This is a genomic window from Vibrio scophthalmi, assembly GCF_040869025.1.
GTDB classification, from domain to species: Bacteria; Pseudomonadota; Gammaproteobacteria; order Enterobacterales; family Vibrionaceae; genus Vibrio; species Vibrio scophthalmi.
Window position 1 is genome coordinate 1,982,971 of record NZ_CP134271.1, and the last position, 19,211, is coordinate 2,002,181.

16 protein-coding genes are annotated in these 19,211 nt (G+C 45.8%); 6 read left to right on the plus strand and 10 right to left on the minus strand.

All coding sequences use genetic code 11. From position 1 onward, the window contains the following. Positions 1-28: 28 nt before the first annotated feature. Positions 29-1,180, minus strand: coding sequence for a sugar diacid recognition domain-containing protein (locus RJD38_RS09100; RefSeq protein WP_065429823.1), 1,152 nt, complete (start codon positions 1,178-1,180; stop codon positions 29-31). A 246-nt stretch (positions 1,181-1,426) separates the two neighbouring features. Between RJD38_RS09100 and RJD38_RS09105 the strand changes: the two genes are divergently transcribed. The 6 genes from RJD38_RS09105 (at position 1,427) to RJD38_RS09130 (ending at position 7,529) form a co-directional block, all read left to right on the plus strand. Beyond that, positions 1,427-1,798 (plus strand): YacL family protein, encoded by a 372-nt coding sequence (locus tag RJD38_RS09105; protein ID WP_038219390.1) that lies wholly within the window; start codon positions 1,427-1,429, stop codon positions 1,796-1,798. Positions 1,799-2,028: 230 nt separating this feature from the next. Then, positions 2,029-2,367: a P-II family nitrogen regulator gene (locus RJD38_RS09110; RefSeq protein WP_005593219.1), complete on the plus strand. Its 339-nt coding sequence runs from the start codon at positions 2,029-2,031 to the stop codon at positions 2,365-2,367. Between the two features lie 23 nt (positions 2,368-2,390). Next, positions 2,391-3,620 carry an ammonium transporter gene (locus RJD38_RS09115; RefSeq protein ID WP_005593220.1) on the plus strand — a complete coding sequence of 410 codons (1,230 nt, stop codon included), beginning with the start codon at positions 2,391-2,393 and terminating at the stop codon, positions 3,618-3,620. A gap of 151 nt (positions 3,621-3,771) precedes the next feature. Continuing rightward, a complete protein-coding gene (locus RJD38_RS09120) occupies positions 3,772-4,785 on the plus strand; it encodes a Fe(3+) ABC transporter substrate-binding protein (protein ID WP_005593221.1) in 1,014 nt (337 codons plus the stop codon). A gap of 87 nt (positions 4,786-4,872) precedes the next feature. Then, positions 4,873-6,498: an ABC transporter permease gene (locus tag RJD38_RS09125; RefSeq protein WP_005593222.1), complete on the plus strand. Its 1,626-nt coding sequence runs from the start codon at positions 4,873-4,875 to the stop codon at positions 6,496-6,498. Then, positions 6,498-7,529, plus strand: coding sequence for an ABC transporter ATP-binding protein (locus RJD38_RS09130; RefSeq protein WP_005593223.1), 1,032 nt, complete (start codon positions 6,498-6,500; stop codon positions 7,527-7,529). The genes RJD38_RS09125 and RJD38_RS09130 overlap by 1 nt, the downstream gene beginning before the upstream one ends. On the opposite strand, the gene RJD38_RS09135 is transcribed toward RJD38_RS09130, so the two are convergent. From RJD38_RS09135 to RJD38_RS09175, 9 genes are all read right to left on the minus strand, one after another. Further along, positions 7,526-7,804 carry a ribbon-helix-helix domain-containing protein gene (locus tag RJD38_RS09135; protein WP_005593224.1) on the minus strand — a complete coding sequence of 93 codons (279 nt, stop codon included), beginning with the start codon at positions 7,802-7,804 and terminating at the stop codon, positions 7,526-7,528. The two genes, RJD38_RS09130 and RJD38_RS09135, sit on opposite strands and share 4 nt — an antisense overlap. 97 nt (positions 7,805-7,901) lie before the next feature. Then, positions 7,902-8,462: a DJ-1/PfpI family protein gene (locus RJD38_RS09140; RefSeq protein WP_065545695.1), complete on the minus strand. Its 561-nt coding sequence runs from the start codon at positions 8,460-8,462 to the stop codon at positions 7,902-7,904. A 161-nt stretch (positions 8,463-8,623) separates the two neighbouring features. Continuing rightward, the gene (locus RJD38_RS09145; RefSeq protein ID WP_005593226.1) at positions 8,624-10,036 is read right to left on the minus strand and encodes a phosphoglucomutase/phosphomannomutase family protein; all 1,413 of its coding nucleotides are present in this window, start codon (positions 10,034-10,036) and stop codon (positions 8,624-8,626) included. Positions 10,037-10,085: 49 nt separating this feature from the next. Further along, complete coding sequence (locus RJD38_RS09150; RefSeq protein ID WP_009385677.1) at positions 10,086-12,494, minus strand: GH36-type glycosyl hydrolase domain-containing protein; 2,409 nt, start codon at positions 12,492-12,494, stop codon at positions 10,086-10,088. A 93-nt stretch (positions 12,495-12,587) separates the two neighbouring features. Continuing rightward, a complete protein-coding gene (locus tag RJD38_RS09155) occupies positions 12,588-14,501 on the minus strand; it encodes a beta-N-acetylhexosaminidase (protein ID WP_005593228.1) in 1,914 nt (637 codons plus the stop codon). 12 nt (positions 14,502-14,513) lie between these two features. Next, positions 14,514-15,389, minus strand: a complete 876-nt coding sequence (locus tag RJD38_RS09160; protein ID WP_065545694.1) for an N-acetylglucosamine kinase — start codon at positions 15,387-15,389, stop codon at positions 14,514-14,516. Positions 15,390-15,393: 4 nt separating this feature from the next. Further along, entirely contained in the window at positions 15,394-17,112 is a 1,719-nt protein-coding gene (locus RJD38_RS09165) for a glycoside hydrolase family 9 protein (protein ID WP_065545693.1), read from the minus strand. Positions 17,113-17,192: 80 nt separating this feature from the next. Continuing rightward, positions 17,193-18,188: an ABC transporter ATP-binding protein gene (locus RJD38_RS09170; RefSeq protein WP_065429828.1), complete on the minus strand. Its 996-nt coding sequence runs from the start codon at positions 18,186-18,188 to the stop codon at positions 17,193-17,195. A gap of 39 nt (positions 18,189-18,227) precedes the next feature. After that, the gene (locus tag RJD38_RS09175) at positions 18,228-19,211 is read right to left on the minus strand and encodes an ABC transporter ATP-binding protein (RefSeq protein WP_005593234.1); all 984 of its coding nucleotides are present in this window, start codon (positions 19,209-19,211) and stop codon (positions 18,228-18,230) included.

The window sequence follows — 19,211 nt, forward strand, 5'->3', positions numbered from 1 at the left end:
ATTTTTGTGCAACTGCACAAGTTTGGGGTTAATGACCAAATAATTTCAAGGCAAGATAGAGGTGTAACTTATCATCTAAGTTGTTGATGTTTAATGAGGTTATTTCTTCTATTCGTTCTAGTCGATAACGTAGAGTATTACGGTGAATATGCAGTGTTTGGCATGTTTGACAAGCATCACAGTTCTGGGCAAAAAAAGCTTTAAGTGTCTTTACCAATGCCCCTTTACTGTCCTTTTGCAGTAATAAATCAAACGGTTCTTTGATTTGCTCTACTTTCCAAGACTCTTCAAATAGGCTGCTGAGCAGGACGGGTAAGCGGTGGTTTTGATAGAAAAACACCTCACCGTCTTGATCGTCAATGGCATCCAATGTCAGTTTGGCAGTTTGATAAGACTTACTCAAACCATCAGGACCTGAAAAATAATCGCCCAATGCCATGCGAATTTTAAACTTGCCTAGCTGACGCACTCGTTTTAGTAGCTTGGTGACTCGCTTACGCTCGTTTTCAACCGACCAGCCTGATTTGGTCAGTTCGATAGGCTTTAATACCACCACTTCATTGGTCGATACCGATAGGATTCCGACCAAGTTATCGCGCTCAGGAAACTCTAATAAGTGCACTAATTGCTGCAAGTTTGCCAGTGAAAGAGGTGCATGATCATCGTCCGACATCACTTGAACGACAGCGGCGATGCGCGGTTTGGTTAAATCCAGTTCCAAACGCTCGGCAATCACGCGGATCTGACCGTCATCCAATGGCGCACCTTGGATCAATTGCATCACCAACTCTTCGCGATGGCGCTTATGCCACTCAACTTGTGACATCAGCGCTGCTTGTTCAACGATCAATTCAGCGGTCATTTTGACCAGTTCACCATATTGCTGAACGTTGTCAGGTTCGCCTGAGATACCAATCACCCCAATCACTTTATCTTGATAGATGATCGGGAAGTTGATGCCCGGCTTTACCCCTTTGAGGTGCTGAGCGGTAGCAGAGTCAATCGCCACCACGCGCTGTTCTGCGATGGCAAGAATCGAGCCTTCATGACGTTGACGCAGCCGCGTAGGATCGCCAGAGCCAATAATTCGGCCAAACTCGTCCATCACATTGACTGAATAAGGGATGATTTTCATCGAACGCTCAACGATTTGTCGGGCGATGGTTTCGTTTAACTGCATAGAAAAGGCATGGTGTGAGCAAAAAAGGAAAGATACCACTGGCCTAGCAATGGAACAATCTTACTCGCTTGGTTGCGAAAGGATGGGTTGGGAGTTTATTCGCCAAGATGATGGTGAGTTCTATCGTGCCCAAGTGCAGTTTCGAACGGCACCGTCCGACTTATAAAGAGTTAGTTAGATGGCAACTTTGCGTCGAAGGTGGCTTGTCGTTATACTCGCCGCGATTAAATTTGCTAGGTCTTAGTGATGGAATTTGAATTTGTAAGAAACACCTTAATGGGCGAATACTACGTGAAATGTAGTATGGGACATGAAATCGTTGGGCGTTGGCTACAAGAAGAAATTGGCAAAGATGAGCAGAAAATTGCTCAAGTCGAACAATTGATCGATCAAGCTCTATCCGCGCCTCAGCAAGAGCACATGCTACTCGGCAAGGAAATTAGCCTCTCTATTTTAGGCGATGAAGTAATGGTGCAAGAAAATGTGTTATTGCATGGTGAAGAGCTGGATGCTGATAGTGAATACGATTTCTATGATTGTGAAAGCACCGCGAGCTGCGGGTTAGAGGATTTTTCACTCGCCATTGAGCAATGGAAACGTTTTCTCGCCAACCGTTAATACTGAGTTGATTGCACCGTTTTTTTGCATGCTGGCCAATAAAAAATGAGCCGAGCTAACAATGCTCATTTGATGCTTTATCTTTGTGAAAAGGCGCACCACGATGGTGCGCCTTTTTTGTTTTTAGAATTGTCTTTGCTTGTGTTTTTAATAAAAACAATAACTTAAAATCTGGCACGTAACTTGGAATAGGAATAACAAAGTAAAGGACAGAATACTGAGAGGAAGCAATGAAACTAATCAACGCCATTATTAAACCATTCAAATTAGACGACGTGCGAGAAGCGCTGGCCGATGTCGGTATTGAAGGGATGACCGTTTCTGAAGTGAAAGGTTTTGGTCGCCAAAAAGGCCACACGGAACTGTATCGCGGTGCGGAATATCAAGTCGATTTCTTACCAAAAGTAAAACTGGAAGTGGCTACTCAAGCGGAGAATGTCGATCGTGTGATTGAAGCGATCACGAAAGCGGCGCATACCGGCAAGATCGGTGACGGCAAAATTTTTGTCTATGACTTGAGCCAAGCGGTACGGATTCGTACCGGCGAAATGGACGTTGAAGCACTGTAATAGCAAAGGATTGGAGAATGAATATGGAATTATCATTAACAGTAACTGAACTACGCTACGCCCTCGACACCTTTTTCTTTCTTATTTCTGGTGCGTTAGTGATGTGGATGGCAGCCGGTTTTGCCATGCTTGAAGCTGGTTTGGTACGCTCAAAAAACACCACAGAAATTTTAACCAAAAATATCTGCCTTTACGCAATAGCGTGTACCACTTTCCTCTTGGTGGGTTACAACATTATGTATGTTGATAATAGTGCTGGTGGTTGGTTACCTTCATTTGGTGCTTTGATTGGTACACAAAGTGAAGGTGCGGATCATTCGTTGGAGTCGGATTTCTTCTTCCAAGTTGTGTTTGTTGCAACGGCAATGTCAGTGGTGTCTGGCGCGGTAGCAGAACGCATGAAGCTATGGTCTTTCCTTATTTTCTCTGTGGTACTGACTGCCTTTATTTACCCAATGGAAGGTTATTGGACCTGGGGTGGTGGTTTCTTATCTGAAGCAGGTTTTAGTGACTTCGCTGGCTCTGGTATCGTGCACATGGCGGGCGCATCAGCAGCATTAGCTGGTGTACTACTACTGGGGGCGCGTAAAGGGAAATACGGCAAAAATGGCGAAATTTACCCAATTCCGGGTTCAAACATGCCACTAGCAACATTAGGTACTTTTATTTTGTGGTTCGGTTGGTTTGGCTTTAACGGTGGTTCACAACTGATGATTTCAGATTTTGAAAATGCTACAGCCGTTGGTCAAATCTTCTTGAACACGAATGCCGCGGCAGCAGCTGGCGCGATTGCTTCTTTATTAGTGTGTAAAACCACTTGGGGTAAAGCTGACCTGACTATGATTCTCAATGGCGCTTTGGCGGGCTTGGTTGCGATTACCGCCGACCCATTGTCACCTTCACCGATGTACGCAGTGGCGATTGGCGCGGTATCAGGTGTGGTTGTGGTGTTTAGTATTGTTGCTCTGGATAAAATGAAAATAGATGATCCAGTTGGTGCGATTTCAGTTCATGGTGTGTGTGGTTTCTTTGGTTTGATGGTGGTGCCACTGAGTAATGCAGACGCGACATTCAGTGCGCAGCTGTTAGGTGCTTTGGTTATCTTTGCTTGGGTCTTTGCAGCAAGCCTTGCAGTATGGGGTGTATTGAAACTGACGATTGGTATCCGCGTATCGGAAGATGAAGAGCAAGAAGGGATGGACTTACATGATTGTGGTGTTGGCGCTTACCCTGAGTTTGTTTCTCTGAAATAGTATTGAAATATAGCGTTACAAATTAACTCATATAAAACCTGTCGATATCGGCAGGTTTTTTTGTGTTTAAGAATTGTATTCTAATGGCACATGATTATAATAACGCAACTGATAAACATTATCATTTAATAAAAATAAAGGATTTCTGAGAATGAAAAAGCTGCTCACACTTTCTGCACTAGCTTGTGCAACTATCGCCCCTACAGCAATGGCTGCTGATGAAGTGAACGTATACTCTTATCGTCAACCTTTCCTAGTTGAACCAATGTTCAACGAGTTCACTAAAGAAACGGGTATCAAAGTAAACGTTAAGTTTGCCAAAAAAGGGTTAGCAGAAAAGCTAGCTCAAGAAGGTGAGTACAGTCCAGCAGACGTTGTTCTAACAGTTGATATCAGCCGTCTCTCTGAATTGACAGAGAAAGGCTTAGTTCAACCAGTGAACAGCGACATTCTTGAAACAAATATTCCAGCGCAATACCAAGATACGGATAACGAGTGGTTTGCTCTGACTACACGTACTCGTAGCGTTTACTCATCACGTGACCGTGTTGGCAAACTAGGTCAAGATTTTACTTACGCAGACCTTGTTAAGCCTGAATTCAAAGGCAAAATTTGTACTCGTAGCGGTAAGCACCCTTACAACGTTTCTTTGGTTTCAGCGATGATCGCTGAAAACGGCGAAGCCGCAACAAAAGAGTGGTTAGAAGGCGTTAAAGCGAACCTCGCTCGTAAACCGCAAGGTAACGACCGCGCGCAAGTGAAAGCGATTAAAGAAGGTCTATGTGACGTGGCTCTTGGTAACAGCTACTACCTAGGTAAAATGGTTAACGATCCTGAGCAACTAGCGTGGGCAGAGTCGGTATACATCAACTTCCCTAACCAAGAAACCACTGGTACGCACGTCAACATCTCTGGTATGGCGATGGCGAAATACGCACCAAACAAAGAGAACGCTCAGAAATTGATGGAGTTCCTAGCCGGTGATGTTGCGCAAAACATGTACGCAGAAGTGAACTACGAATACCCAGTGAAACCAGGTGTAAAACCTTCTGAGCTAGTGGCATCATGGGGCGAATTTAAAGCTGACCCAATTTCACTTGATAAAATTGCTGATCACCATGAAGCGGCTATCAAGTTACTTGATGAAGTGAAATTTGACCTGTAATCATATCTAAGGGTATAACAGTACCCAATGTTTTAAGGAATGAGGTGTATTTGTATTTACACCTCATCAGCCTGATATGACTAGGCAATGAAAGAAAATAATTATTTCTGGAAAACCAGCAGTGGGGCGCTTGCTCTGCTGCTGGTTTTACCTATCTTAGCGATATTTTTTACCGCAGTTGGTGAAACAGACCAACTCTTCTCTCACTTGATGTCTACAGTGATGGCCACTTACACCTATAATACGGTGGTGCTGGTTGTTGGTGTGATGCTGCTTTCCCTTCTTTTTGGTATCCCGTGTGCGTGGTTGATGGCGATGTGTCGTTTGCCAAGCGAGCGTATTTTGCAATGGGCTCTGGTGCTACCGTTGGCAATGCCTGCTTATATCGTCGGTTATATTTTTACTGATTGGTTTGATTTTGCAGGCCCGATTCAAATTGCATTGCGAGATGTGATGGGCTGGCAAGCTGGGGATTATTGGTTCCCCGATATTCGTACCTTGGGCGGCGCGATTATTGTGTTGGCATTAGTCCTTTACCCATACGTTTATCTGCTTTGTCGAGCAGCTTTTATGGAACAAAATGTTTCTTTGCTGCAATCGGCTCGACTACTTAAATGCTCCCCTTGGCAGAGCTTTTACCGTATTTCATTACCTTTAGTCCGTCCTGCGATCGCCGTTGGTTTGTCGCTGGTGGCGATGGAAACCATTGGTGATTTTGGTACGGTGAGCTATTTCGCTGTGAATACGCTTACTACCGCGGTTTACGATACTTGGCTCGGTTATTCTAGCTTAACGGCTGCAGCAAAAATCTCGGTGATCATGCTGGTATTTGTGATTCTGTTGTTGTCGCTAGAGCGCTACAGCCGCCGTAAACAAAAACTGTTTCAAAGCCAATTTAGCAGCCGTGAAGATTTCCGTTATGAACTGCGTGGTTGGAAAAAATGGCTCGCACTTATTTGGTGTTGGGGCTTGGTGGCTGTCGCCTTTATCTTCCCGCTAGGGCAGTTGTGCCTCTATGCTTATAAATATTTTGCCCAAAGCTGGACGCCAGAATTTCAACAATACGCGCTCAATAGTTTGTATGTTTCATTAAGTGCGGCGGTGATTGGTGTACTGATCGCATTAGTGGTCAATTTCTATCATCGCTTGAGTGCCAGTCGTACTTCTGTGCTGTTTATGCGCCTCTCTTCTTTAGGCTACGCGGTGCCAGGCACGGTATTGGCCATTGGTGTTATGGTGCCAGTGATCTTTATGGATCATGCGGTCAATGACTTAGCGAAAGCGATGGAATGGGGCCGCCCGGGATTGATTTTCTCTGGCTCGATGTTTGCGATTATTTTTGCGTTAGTGGTGCGTTTTTCTGCGGTCGCAATTGGCAGTATTGAAAGTAGTTTGAGTAAGGTATCTCCATCACTTGATATGGCCTCTCGTACCATGGGTTGCAACCCCAATACCATGCTCTTGAAAGTGCATGTGCCCTTGATTCGTCGTGGTGCGTTGATTGCAGCACTGCTGGTGTTTATTGAGTCAATGAAGGAGCTCAATGCCTCGCTATTACTGCGTCCATTTAATTTTGAAACACTGGCGACTTATGTTTTCAACTACGCGTCAGATGAGCATCTAGAGCTGGCAGCTATGCCGGCGGTGATTCTTGTTCTGGTTGGCCTTGTGCCATTGGTATTGATTAATCGTTCTTTAGAGCAGGTACATTGATGAGCTGTGCACTTTCCATTAATAATCTCACTTGCAAATACGATGAGCAGACAACGATTTTAAAAGAGCTTTCTCTTGAAGTGGAGCAGGGGGAGATTATCTGCTTACTGGGCGCGAGTGGCTGTGGTAAAACGACTTTGCTCAAAGCGATTGCTGGCTTGCTTCCCCTGAGCTCTGGGTCGATGACGTTAAACTGTATGACCATTGACGATGGTGAGAATTGGCTGCCGCCAGAGCAACGTAATATTGGGATGATCTTCCAAGATTATGCGTTATTTCCTCATCTTACCGTTGAGCAAAACGTGGCCTTTGGCCTCCGCGATTTAAGCAACGATGAAAAACGTAGCATTGTGGCTGATATGTTGGAGTTAGTGCACCTTACTGGCTTTGGCGAGCGTTATCCGCACCAGCTTTCTGGTGGTCAGCAGCAGCGTGTCGCGATCGCTCGTTCATTGGCGTATAACCCAGACTTATTGCTGCTCGATGAACCATTTTCCAATATTGATACTCAAGTTCGTCATGAACTGATTGGTGAAATTAGGAAAATCTTCAAGCAGCAAGGCGTGACAGCCATTTTTGTTACTCACAGCCGTGAAGAGGCTTTTGCCTTTGCCGATAAAATGGCTGTGATGAACCATGGTGTGATTGAACAGTATGGTACGGCAACGGAGTTGTACTATCAGCCATCGAGCAAGTTTGTTGCTGATTTTCTTGGCGGCGGAAGTTACTTAACGGCGCAACGTGTATCGGAATTTGAATATCAAACTGAGCTTGGTTTGATTGAAGCGACGGCGCAAAGAGAGATTGAGTTACAAGCACAATGTGAGTTGCTACTGCGTCCGCAATATATTCAAATCAGCGCAGTGGAAGAGAGCAGTGTGGTCGTGATGGAGCAGCAATTCATGGGCGATCACTGTCGCTATGTGATTAATGCCTACGGAAATCGCTTGCTAGCGAGCGCTTCTGAGCCATTAGAAATCGGTCAGCCTGTTTCGGTTAAAGTTGAAACTCAAGGTATTTTAGCTTTTTAGCTAAGAGAGATTCGCTGGCCACCGTTAAGATAGGTGGTACAAGCAACCCGCAATAAAGAGGTGAAGTTACCGACTTCGCCTCTTTTTTCTATCACTTCATTATAAATACGCGTTAAAAACTCAGCCACGCTAATGTCAGATTCGCTGGCGATGTCTTCAATGACCTTCCAAAACACCGCTTCCAGTCGCACGCTCGTGACGACGCCGTCAATGCGTACTGACTTTGATTTTAAGGCGAACAGCTCGACTTCTGCACCTGAGTAGATCTCACACATATTAAGCACATCCTTTGCTTAGGAGTGATTAGCATAGTCAATTGATAGGAAATCACAGTAACCCTTTGGTCTAAACAAAGATCAAAGGGTTATCGTATTAGGCTAACTGCTGGTTGAATTGAGCAAGCCATGCTGGATGTGCTGGCCACGCAGGTGCAGTTACAAACTGACCAGAAGTGACTGCTTGATCCATTTCTAGTGCCACGTAGGTCGCGCCAGCTAACTCAACTTCAGGCTGACAAGCTGGGTAAGCCGAAATCTGTTGTCCTTCAATAATGTTTGCCGCGGTGAGCAGTTGTGCACCGTGGCAAATCGCCGCGATCGGCTTATTATCTTGGTAGAAAGCTTGAACTAAGATGATCACTTCTGGATTGAGTCTTAAGTACTCAGGGGCGCGGCCCCCTGGGATCAGCAAGGCATCATACTGAGTCGAATGTACCGTGTGAAAGCTGTGATTGAGGGTGAAATTATGGCCTACTTTTTCTGTGTAAGTTTGGTCACCTTCAAAGTCATGAATGGCCGTTTTTATTTGCTCGCCTTTGAGTTTTTCTGGGCAAACGACATCGACGCGATGACCCAACATTTGTAGCGCCTGAAAAGGCACCATTAACTCGTAATCTTCAACAAAATCGCCTGCAATGATCAGTACTTTAGCCATGTGAACTTACTCCTTGTGTGGTGGAATGGCTAAGTTAACAACTTATTTACAATTAGTGGTAATAAGGGATTACTACATCGAGTGATTGGAGAGCAGAAAAAAGCCCAGCGAATGCTGGGCAATGCTCTCACCTATAGGGTGTTGAGATGCTTGGTAAACTGTTAGAGCTGTAAGAACTCTTTTACCTGTAGGACCACACGCTCTGCGGTTTCTTTGTCTGCCATTTCAGCAAAGATACGCAGTAGTGGTTCGGTACCAGAGAAACGAGCGATAACCCAGCCGCCATTCTTAAAGTACACTTTAGCTCCGTCTTCGTAGCTGACCTTTTCGATGTCAAAATCGAATTCAGGAAGTTGCTTGTCGACGTAAATTTTGCTGTATAGCGCATCTCTGTGTGCAGGTTTAAATTTGCAGTCACCTTCAGCGGTATAGGCATAGCCGTATTTCGCGTAGATTTCATCGAGCAGTTCAGAAATCTTCTTGCCCGTCACAGAGATCATTTCTACCAAGAGGCTTGAGGCGAATACGCCATCTTTGCCTTTGATGTGACCACGAATCGTTAAGCCACCAGAACTTTCACCACCGATAAGCGAATCATCGGCTTCCATTTGTGAGCTAATGTGCTTAAAGCCTACTGGAACCTCAAAGCTCTTCTCGCCATGATCAGCGGCAATCTTGTCCAAGATATGCGTGGTCGCGATGTTACGCACTACAGAGCCTTTCCAGCCTTTGTATTCAAGCATGTAGTAGTAAAGCAGCATCAGTACTTCATTTGGATGAATAAAGTGACCTTTTTCATCGATGATACCCAGACGGTCTGCATCGCCATCGGTACCGATACCGATGTCGTAGCCTTCATGAGCGACGATGTGCATCAGGCGGTAAAGCGTGGCTGCACTTGGTGATGGCATTAAACCACCAAAGTCTGGGTTCTTACCGTCATTGATGACGTCTACTTCACAACGGCCATTGATCAAAACGGTTTGTAGGGCATTTTTCGCCACACCAAACATCGGATCGATCAGTACGCGCAGATTGGCTTTTTTGATCGCTTCGATGTCGATGAAGTTAATGATTGAATCAACAAACGCGTTCATTGGATTGATGATTTCAATCAGTTGGTCAGCCTGAGCTTGTTCAAAATCGACACTTTTTACTTGGTCAGCGGTTAGAGTCGAAATCTGCTGTTCAACTTTTTGTGTGATGACTTCATCTGCATCACGGCCACCTTCAATGAAAATTTTAATCCCATTGTAGTCAGCCGGGTTGTGCGAAGCGGTAATGCAAGCAGAGTAAGCACAGTTGCGCTCTTTTGCTTCAAACATCACGATAGGGGTTGGAACAAACTTGTCGATGAAGCTGACTTTAATGTTATTAGCGGCAAGAACTTCAGAGAACCAACATGCTGCTTTGTCAGACAAGAAACGACGGTCATAACCGATGATAAAACCGCGTTCAGCGACGTTTTCATCGTTAATAATATTAGAGAGTGCTTGGGCAACAAGACGAACGTTGTCTTTGGTAAATTCTTCACCAATGAAGGCGCGCCAGCCGCCTGTACCAAATTGGATCATGGGATATTCCTTAGGAAAGAGGGCAGCAGCATGACTGCTGCCCATCAGATTAGCCTAGTGTTACGATAACTTCGTTTACTGAGCCTTCCGCTTGAACCGGTACTGCTGTACCCGTGATTTGCTCGCCATTTAGCGTAATAGATTTCACGCCTTTGCTGACTGAATCTGGGTTAACAACTTGGATGTTGTAGGTTGCACCTAGCCATTGACGAGTCACTTCAAATCCAGGCCAGTTGGTTGGGATACATGGATCGATGGTTAGGCCATCAAAACCGGTACGAACACCCAGAATAAAGTTAGTCACAGCGAAGTAAGCCCAACCAGACGTACCCGTTAGCCATGGGTGGTTTGCACGACCGTGGTCTTGGTGGTCACGACCCATGATGAACTGAACGTATGAGTATGGTTCTGCATAACGTTTTTCAATCATGTCGTTTTGGTTGTATGGGTTTAGTGCATCGTAGAACTTCATTGCACGGTCACCACGACCTAGTTTTGCTTCCGCAACCCATGCCCATGGGTTTGGATGCGAGAAGATAGCGCCATTCTCTTTCACGCCTTGGTAAACGCGAGTCACAAAACCGATGTCATCATTTGGCGTTGCAAATGATGGTGAGTTTAGATGTAGACCGTATTCAGAGAATAGGTTCTCATCAACTGCATCCATCGCTTTTTCACCGCGCTCTTGAGAAACCGCACCAGATAGTACTGCTAGGGTATTCGACTCAAGGTGTACACGGCCTTCCGCTTGTTGCGCAGTACCGATCTTGTCGCCATTCTTAGTCAAACCACGGATGTACCAGCCGCCTTCGTTATCCCACAGGTGTGTTTCACACGCTTCACGAACGTTAGCCGCCATGATGGTGTATTTTTCCACGTCTTCGTTCTTACCTAGGAACTTCGCTAGGTCGATGAACTCTTGTAGTGCCCAGAAGTGTAGGAATGACACCATTGAAGACTCACCACCGCCTAGGTTTAGACAGTCGTTCCAGTCTGCGCGTAGGCCTTTACAGATACCCGTTTGACCAACGTATTCCGCAGAGAAGTCCAGTGCTGCTTTCATGTGATCGTAAACAGTCGCAACGCCGCCATCTGCGTAAGGGATCATTTCATTGAAGAAGCTGTGCTCACCAGTTTCCATCACGTACTTACAGATAGTCGGAACTAACCATAGGTGGTCATCAGAACAGGTATCTTCGATGCCGTGGATCTTGTCATCATCTGATGGGGTAGGGACTACCGTTGGTGATTTAGATGGAGCAACATCTGCTTTCTCTGGATCGAACCAATCAGGATCGAATAGGTGCAGACCGTAACCCGCTTTTACTTGGCCGCGCAGTAGATCAACCAAACGCTTACGCGTCATCGCAGGGTTGGCATGTGGAACAGAGATTGCGTCTTGCGCAGTGTCACGGTAACCCAAGCCAGTACGACCACCCACTTCGATAAATGAAGCAAAGCGAGACCAAACCACACACGTTTCAGCTTGGTATAGAGTCCATGCGTTAATCATGGTATCTAGACCTTCGTTAGGCGATTTCACTTGGAATTTTGCACAACGCTCATCCCAGTGCGCTTTGATGCCAGCAAATGCGTTATCTACTTCAGCAAGGTTTTGGTATTTCGCACGTAGACGCTCACCGTTGCCTTTACCGATACCAAGGATGTAAGCAAAGCGAACTTCTTGGCCTGGTTGAATAACAAATTGCTTGTGTAGAGAACCACAGTGGTTGTAACAGGTTTGCGCTGTGTTGAAACACTTACCTTGTTCTACGGCTAGTGGGTTTGCTTCGTCGCGGTACGCGCCTAGGAAGCTATCACGTTGACCGTCATATGAATCTGGATCAAACGTTGAAGCTAGGTAGTAGAAACCTTCGAAATCATTGGTGTTGTAGTAAAGATCGTATTCGATCACGCCATCATTGTAAGACGTTCCCGCAGAGTACAAAGACATCTGGTGGTTTTGGTTGTCAGATTGGATATGGCTGAAAGAGAACTCAACAAAAGAGAAAGCACTGATAGTACGTGGCTTATCTGACGTGTTTTTGATCACAACATCCCAAACTTCAGCGTCTTCGCCTTTAGGAACGAATAGCGTTTTAGTTGCTTCAATGCCGTTGTAATCACACTTGAATTTCGAGTAAGACAGGCCGTGACGAACTTCGTAGCTCGCTTCGTCTAGGCTCTTCGCTACTGGCTGCCATGAGATTGACCAGTAATCGCCAGTCTCGTCATCACGCAAGTAAACGTAGTGTCCTGGGCGATCGAATGTCGCGTTTGGACGGAATTTTGTCACACGATTGTACTCTGGAGAGTTGTAGAAAGAGTAACCGCCAGCATTGTGTGAGATAACAGTACAGAATTTTTCTGTACCTAGGTAGTTCGTCCATGGTGCAGGCACGTCAGGGCGAGTAATGACATATTCGCGATTGTCGTTATCGAAATAGCCGTATTTCATCTTAATTTCCTTTTTACCAAGAGCCACTCTTAGGTGGTTAAAATTTTAAGCTAGAGAAAACAACTAACATTGTTATGTGTTAGCTTGTTGTTTTTATTTCCACGGTTGGCGGTATTCGACACCCTGTTTATCCAGTAGGGGGAGATGACCTTTCAATCGAGATAAATAGTCTTGCCAGTTGCGTTGTGGCTTATCCGTCCAGCAGGCTTCTGCCATCGCGGTTAAGCGCGGGAAAATCATGTAATCCATGCGCTGTTGGTGGGTAACAATTTCACACCACAAAGCACACTGAATACCGAGAATTCGTTTACGAATAGGGTCGTTGTCTGGGACTTCTTTTAAAGGCTCATAACGATAAGCACTTTCCAGTGGAATGGTGCTGGCCCAATCGACGCCCGGCTCATCCGGAGAGTAGTCTTGCGTCATATCTAAATAGGTGTATTGCGCCGGTTGCAAAATGACATCAAAACCTTGGCTGGCACAGTTGAGTGCGGCTTCTTCGCTGAGCCAAGAATAAATAATGGTGTCTTTGCTGACCTTGTTACCATGTTGTGCTTCTTCCCAGCCAACCATGCGTTTACCGAGCGTTTGTAGGCGTTTTTCCGCGTAGCGCAGTAGGTGGCCTTGCAGTTCTTTGCTGCTCTGGTAGCCGTGGTTTTCCATCAACATGCGGCAGCTTGGGCTATTGACCCATACTCCGTCCGGCACTTCATCCGCACCAATGTGAACCCAAGGTGATGGGAACAACTCGGCAACTTCAGTGAGCACGGTATCAAGGAACTCATAGGTGCCTGGTAACGCTGGTGACAGAACGTTGTCGGTATAATGCTGAATGCTGCGGTAGACCGATTGGTCTTGGTCATCTTTCAATAGATGAGGCAGCGCTTTGAGAGCCGCACGGCAGTGGCCTGGAATATCAATTTCAGGAATGACGGTAATGCCACGCTCTGATGCATAGGCAATCACATCACGAATTTCCTCTTGGCTATAAAAACCACCATGGACACCGTTCAATGTACTGAACTGGGGCTCTAAAGCGGTACCTGGGCCACGAATCGAGCCGATTTCAGTCAACTCAGGGTAAGCTTTGATTTCAATACGCCAACCTTCATCATCGGTCAGGTGCCAATGAAAATGGTTAAATTTGTAGTGAGCCAAATGATTAATTAAGCGTTTTACTCGTTCAACAGAATGAAAGTGACGTGCACAATCGAGCATCATGCCGCGATAGCGGAAACGTGGTGCATCAGTAATCTTGATGTACGGTACTTTGAGTGTATTGGCTTGTTCAGTGGTTTCAATTAACTGAAGTAAAGTGGCACTGGCGTGTACAAAGCCCGCCGCTGAACCCGCTTCAAGGCGAATCCCGCTGCTGCTAACGGTTAGCGTGTACTCACCTTCATCTAATGTTGGGTTATTGCGAAACAGAATATCGCTATGACCAATCGGATGCGTTTTAAAGCTATACAGCGACTCTAATTCGACTTGCAGCCATGTCGCAGCTTTCTCGGCAAGGTTGGCTTGCAAAGTGATTTGACTATTTGGCGACAGTAAATAGTGACCATCCATGTGAACGATCTTATTTGGCTTTGGAATTAGAGCAAATTTGCTCGCCTCAACATCTGGCACCGAACTGCGGTCACGGTAAGGTGACGCAAGAGAAATTGGTGTTACAACAACTGGGTGCGATACCTTGCCATCCTGCTCAACCAATAAAGCATCTTTGAATCCATCAGTGTAGAAGCGCAGCGGCGCAGTACTAATGCTGAATTCGCAATAATAGTGAGTGTTGGCGGTAAGCACGTTGACTTCAGGCGTGACTGTACAAAAGCTACCAATTTGCTTCACGTCGCCGTGTGTAAAGCTGTCAGGCAAAATGTAGCGGTCGATAATAAATTGCAGTTTCCAATCAACCAAATCTTGGTCTGATAGGTTATGTAACGTTAGACCAAAGCGGCAAAACTGTTTTTGCTCGGCAAGTACGGTCAGGTCAACGCGATAGCTCATATCTACAAATCCTTAATACAGATTATGCTCTGGCTTGCCAGCAAACATAATTGCACCTTCAATCGCATCGAATTGAGGGGCGACGATCCATTGTTGAACAGGGGGGGAAAGCCAATCTTGAATGCGTTCCGCTATACTGCCCATTAGACAAATGCGCGTTGCGCCTTGCTTGTTCAATGCAATGAGGAACATCTCGATATCCGCTGCGGTTTGCTTAAGCATCGAAATGGCCAGAGGGTCACCTTGGTAGGCGTGTTCAAAAATAGCAGGAGAAAATTGACCGTAGTCTTTTGGTATCGCCCCTTTCGACCATTCGACAATGGCATCAACGTCATTGTCGAAGTGGTGCAAAACGTGACTAGCAAGTGAAGTTTTTTCGACGATGCCATCGTAAGCCAGCAGCACTTGCTGAATCAGACGAAGGCCCATGACTGCGCCACCACCTTGGTCTGAAATCGGAAATTCACGGCCGCCCACCACATGTTGCTCGCCACCTTTTAGGTAGATACCACATGAGCCAGTGCCACCAATCATGATGGCGCCATCGTCACCGTTATGCGCACCAATACAAGCGCCATAAGCATCCGTATTGAGTGTCATTGAAGCAAAGGGGTGCGCTTGTGCCATGAATTGTTGCCATGATGCTTTGTGCTCTGCGCCAGCGAGCGCTAAACCAATGTGCATGTTGGCGAAATCTTTGTCGTCCAGTCCACCTTGCTTAGCGGCTGAAGTGATGGCATCGATAATGGCTGCCATCGCGACTTCTGCGCCAAGCATGATGTTAGCGCTGCCACTTTTGGCTTCACCAATTAATGTGTTGTGCTCATCACGAATACGTGCGCGGCAAGAAGTGCCGCCGCCATCGATACCGACATGGTATAGCGTCATGTTACTAATCCTTTATGCTGTCAAAATGGTCGAATTGACAGATGATGGCGAGTAAATACCAAGCTCCATGAGGAATCCATTGCTCACCCCATCGCCAGTTTTGCAACATATCATCTTTCTGTTTGGCTGGATTAAAGGCGATGTCTTCCTCGTCCTCAAAACCGCCTGTAATCCCATTGCAAACGCCACCCTTGGCGTTGAAGAAGCCTAAATGAGGCAAATAGTCAGGATTATTGTGGCCGTAACCATCGAGCATGCACATGTTGTATGGGTTTTGACCCACGACCCAGTTGAGGGAATTTTGTGCAAATTCAATTAATTGTTTTTGCTGCGCGGCGTCTTGAGCGTAGTTTTTCGCTAGGAAAGCCATGGTCGCCAAAGAACCTAGGCGCGCGTTTTCACCTTGCCACCAGTAACCTGTTTCATTGTCGTGAGCGACGAAGAAAGCTGCACGCTTTTCATCATTGACAGGTTTAACATATTGGCGTGGGTAACCAAATGGATTCGCCACTTGGTGAGAAATCGTTAGTTCAAAGTTGATCGCTTGTGCGACGATTTTTTCAATGCTTTGTTTTAAGGCTGGGTCATTTTCAAACGCAAGGTATTCGCATAGCGCGATCACCGGTAAACCGGCTTCCGCTGCATGGAAATAAGGGCGTGAACCATCTTGGTTGGCAGACCAATAATGCTTGATGTTGTCATCTGACATTTGACGCTCAGCAAGGCGTTGTGCCCAAATGCGGCTTTCAGCAAGAAAATCATTATTTTGAGTGGAGCGATACAGCTCGACAGTCGCTAATAATGCGCAGTACTCATCAATGATGTTCTCTTTACCATCATTGAGATACTGGCTGTTCATTTCTTTAAGGTGCCAATAGCCTTTTTCTGCCGCTTGTAAATATTCTTGAGCGGTGTAATCACCCTCAACGTTAAGACGAGCTGCGGCAGCAAGTGCAGCAATCGAAATACCGCCACCTTGTCTAAAGCCTGCTTGGTAATCTTCTGACTTATGGCCTTGCTGAGTGGCATAAGCGCAGATCTCGCGTTGGTTGATATCTTTAGACCATTTATCAAATACGGTCATGTAGAAGAAACCTTGCGGGTTTTGCATTCTCATCAAAAAGTCTGCACCGAATAGCGCTTCTTCTGCTAAGCGAACGCGTGAGTATTGGGCAAATTTTTCATTGTCACCCACAAGCTCTAACCCTTTAAGCATATTCCAAACCACCATTGGGGTTTGTTGAGGGTTAAAGTAGTTTGCGTAAGATAAGTGACTTAGGTACTTACTTACATCACCAGATGCATCATACCAACCGCCATGAGCATCGATGGTTTCATCGCTGCCAAGAATACGAGCTTGCTTATCTTGTTTATCGAAAATGCCACCACAGCGTTGAGATTTGAAATAGTGCAGTACGTCAGAGAAGGTTTGCTGCATTAATACGCCTTGACCAATTTCGAATACTTCTGAGCGAATATTATCGAAACGTAAGTAGTAGCAACCTGGGGTTTGGAAATCAGAAAAATCAATGCGGAAAAAATTCCCTTGGTGCCAGTTAGCGACTTTGCTGCCCTTTTGGACATGCAAAGTTGCAACTGTTTGATGACTATCAGCGCACACCAGCAAGGCAGTGGTAGTAGACTGGCGCGTCTTTTTTGTCATCAAAACAGCCTGCTTAGGCCCAAGGGATTCATAACCAATATGGTTAGTAATTAGCAGCATTGATATCTCCGCAAAAAATTCTTAATGACTTCAATTAAATTATGAGAGCCAAGAGAACAGGTCTCTTGGCTCTTTCGTGCTTAGTCTTCGAAAAGGTAACAACGCACAAAGTGGTTTTCAGAAAGTTGCGTCACGCTTGGTAAGCGCTCACGACATTTCTCAGTGACATGAGTACAACGGCCTGCAAAAGGACAGCCGACAGAGTTTGGCGTCCAAAGTGGAATTTCACCTTTGTTGCCTTTTAGCTCTGTATGGATTGACTTGCTTGGATCTGGCACGGCAGAAACCAGCAACTGGGTATACGGGTGTTGAGGATCATGGATGATCTCTTCCGTATCGCCCCATTCAACCATGTGTCCGACATACATAACCGCAATGTCTTCCGCAATGTAACGCGCTGTTGCGATATCGTGCGTGATGTAAAGTAGAGACATTTCCTTCTCAAACTTCATCTCTTCCATTAGGTTAAGTACGCCGGCACGAATTGAAACGTCGAGCATTGATGTTGGTTCATCCGCTAGAACGACTTCTGCACCAACCGCAATGTTACGTGCTAGGTTGACACGTTGACGTTGACCACCTGAAAGCTGATGCGGGTATTTTTCCGCTGTTTCTTTTGGTGGGATCAAGCCAACTTGCTCTAGCAAATCGTAAACACGCTCTTCCAATTCCTTCTTGTTACCTGGGTTAACCTTTTTATGGATCAACAGTGGTCGAGCAATGTGGTGGAAAATGTTGTGCGTTGGGTTTAGCGAGCCAAACGGGTCTTGCCAAACCATTTGCACGCCTTCACGGTAGTGCATCAAATCGGATTTAGAGTTGATATCTAAGATATCGCGTCCTTTGTATTCGATAGTGCCTGATGTTGGGGCATACATTTTTGCGATCATTTTTGCTGTAGTTGATTTACCAGAACCTGATTCACCTACTACTGCTAAGCCGCGACTTTTGTACATTTTGAATGATACGTCGTTAATTGCACGCATCATTGGTTGTTTAAGGGCGTTACTACTGATCGGGAAATCCTTAATAAGGTTTTTACCCTCAACCAGTAATTCGCCATACGCTTTGCTCATAATTGACTCCAGAAATTTTTAGTTTTTCTTTATTAATTGCTAGATTTTGGTCTGGGCAATTGGCTCACCGTAAAGGTGGCAGTTAGAAAGATGGTTAGGTTCAATCTCTCTCAACTGAGTCGCAACTTGAGTACATTTGTCATGCACACGGTCACAACGTGCCTGGAAACGACAGCCTTGTGGTATTTCTAGCAAGTTCAATGGGTTGCCAGGGATACCAGTCAGCTTAGTTTTAGGCCCAGTCAATGGAGGGAATGAACTTCCCAGCCCTTTGGTGTACGGGTGGTAAGGGCTAGTTAAAATTTCCTTCGATGGAGCAACTTCGATCAATTCACCTGAGTACATGATGCCGATACGGTCTGAGAACTCGACCATCAATGATAGGTCGTGTGTAATAAACAGAATCGAGAAACCAAACTCTTCTTTCAGTGCATAGATCTTTTGAAGAATTTCACGTTGAACCACAACGTCTAGCGCTGTTGTTGGTTCATCCATGATGATCATTTTTGGATTAAGCGCCAATGCAATCGCAATAACCAAACGTTGACGCATACCACCAGAGAACTGGTGAGGGTAGTCAGTCAAACGGTTAGGGTGGATATCAACGATTTCCAATAAACCTTCTGCACGTCTTTTCGCTTGCTCACGAGTCATGTTCGTGTGACGCATGATTACGTCACAGAACTGTTCTTCCATCGTCAGTACAGGGTTTAGTGCGTTCATCGCACTTTGGAAAACCATCGACATCTCGCTCCAGCGGAAAGCTTGCATGCGCTCGTCGCTGTAGTTGAGGATATTTTCGCCGTTGAAAATAACCTCACCACCGGTGATAAATGCTGGCGGCTTATGTAGACGCATTAGCGAGAAGGCAACGGTCGATTTACCACAACCAGATTCACCGGCTAGGCCAAAGACTTCACCTGGTGCTAGGTCAAAGCTCACATTGTTACAGGCACGGACATCGCCCGATGCTGTGATGTAGTCAACGCAAAGGTTGCGGACGGAAATTAGTGGTGCTGTCAT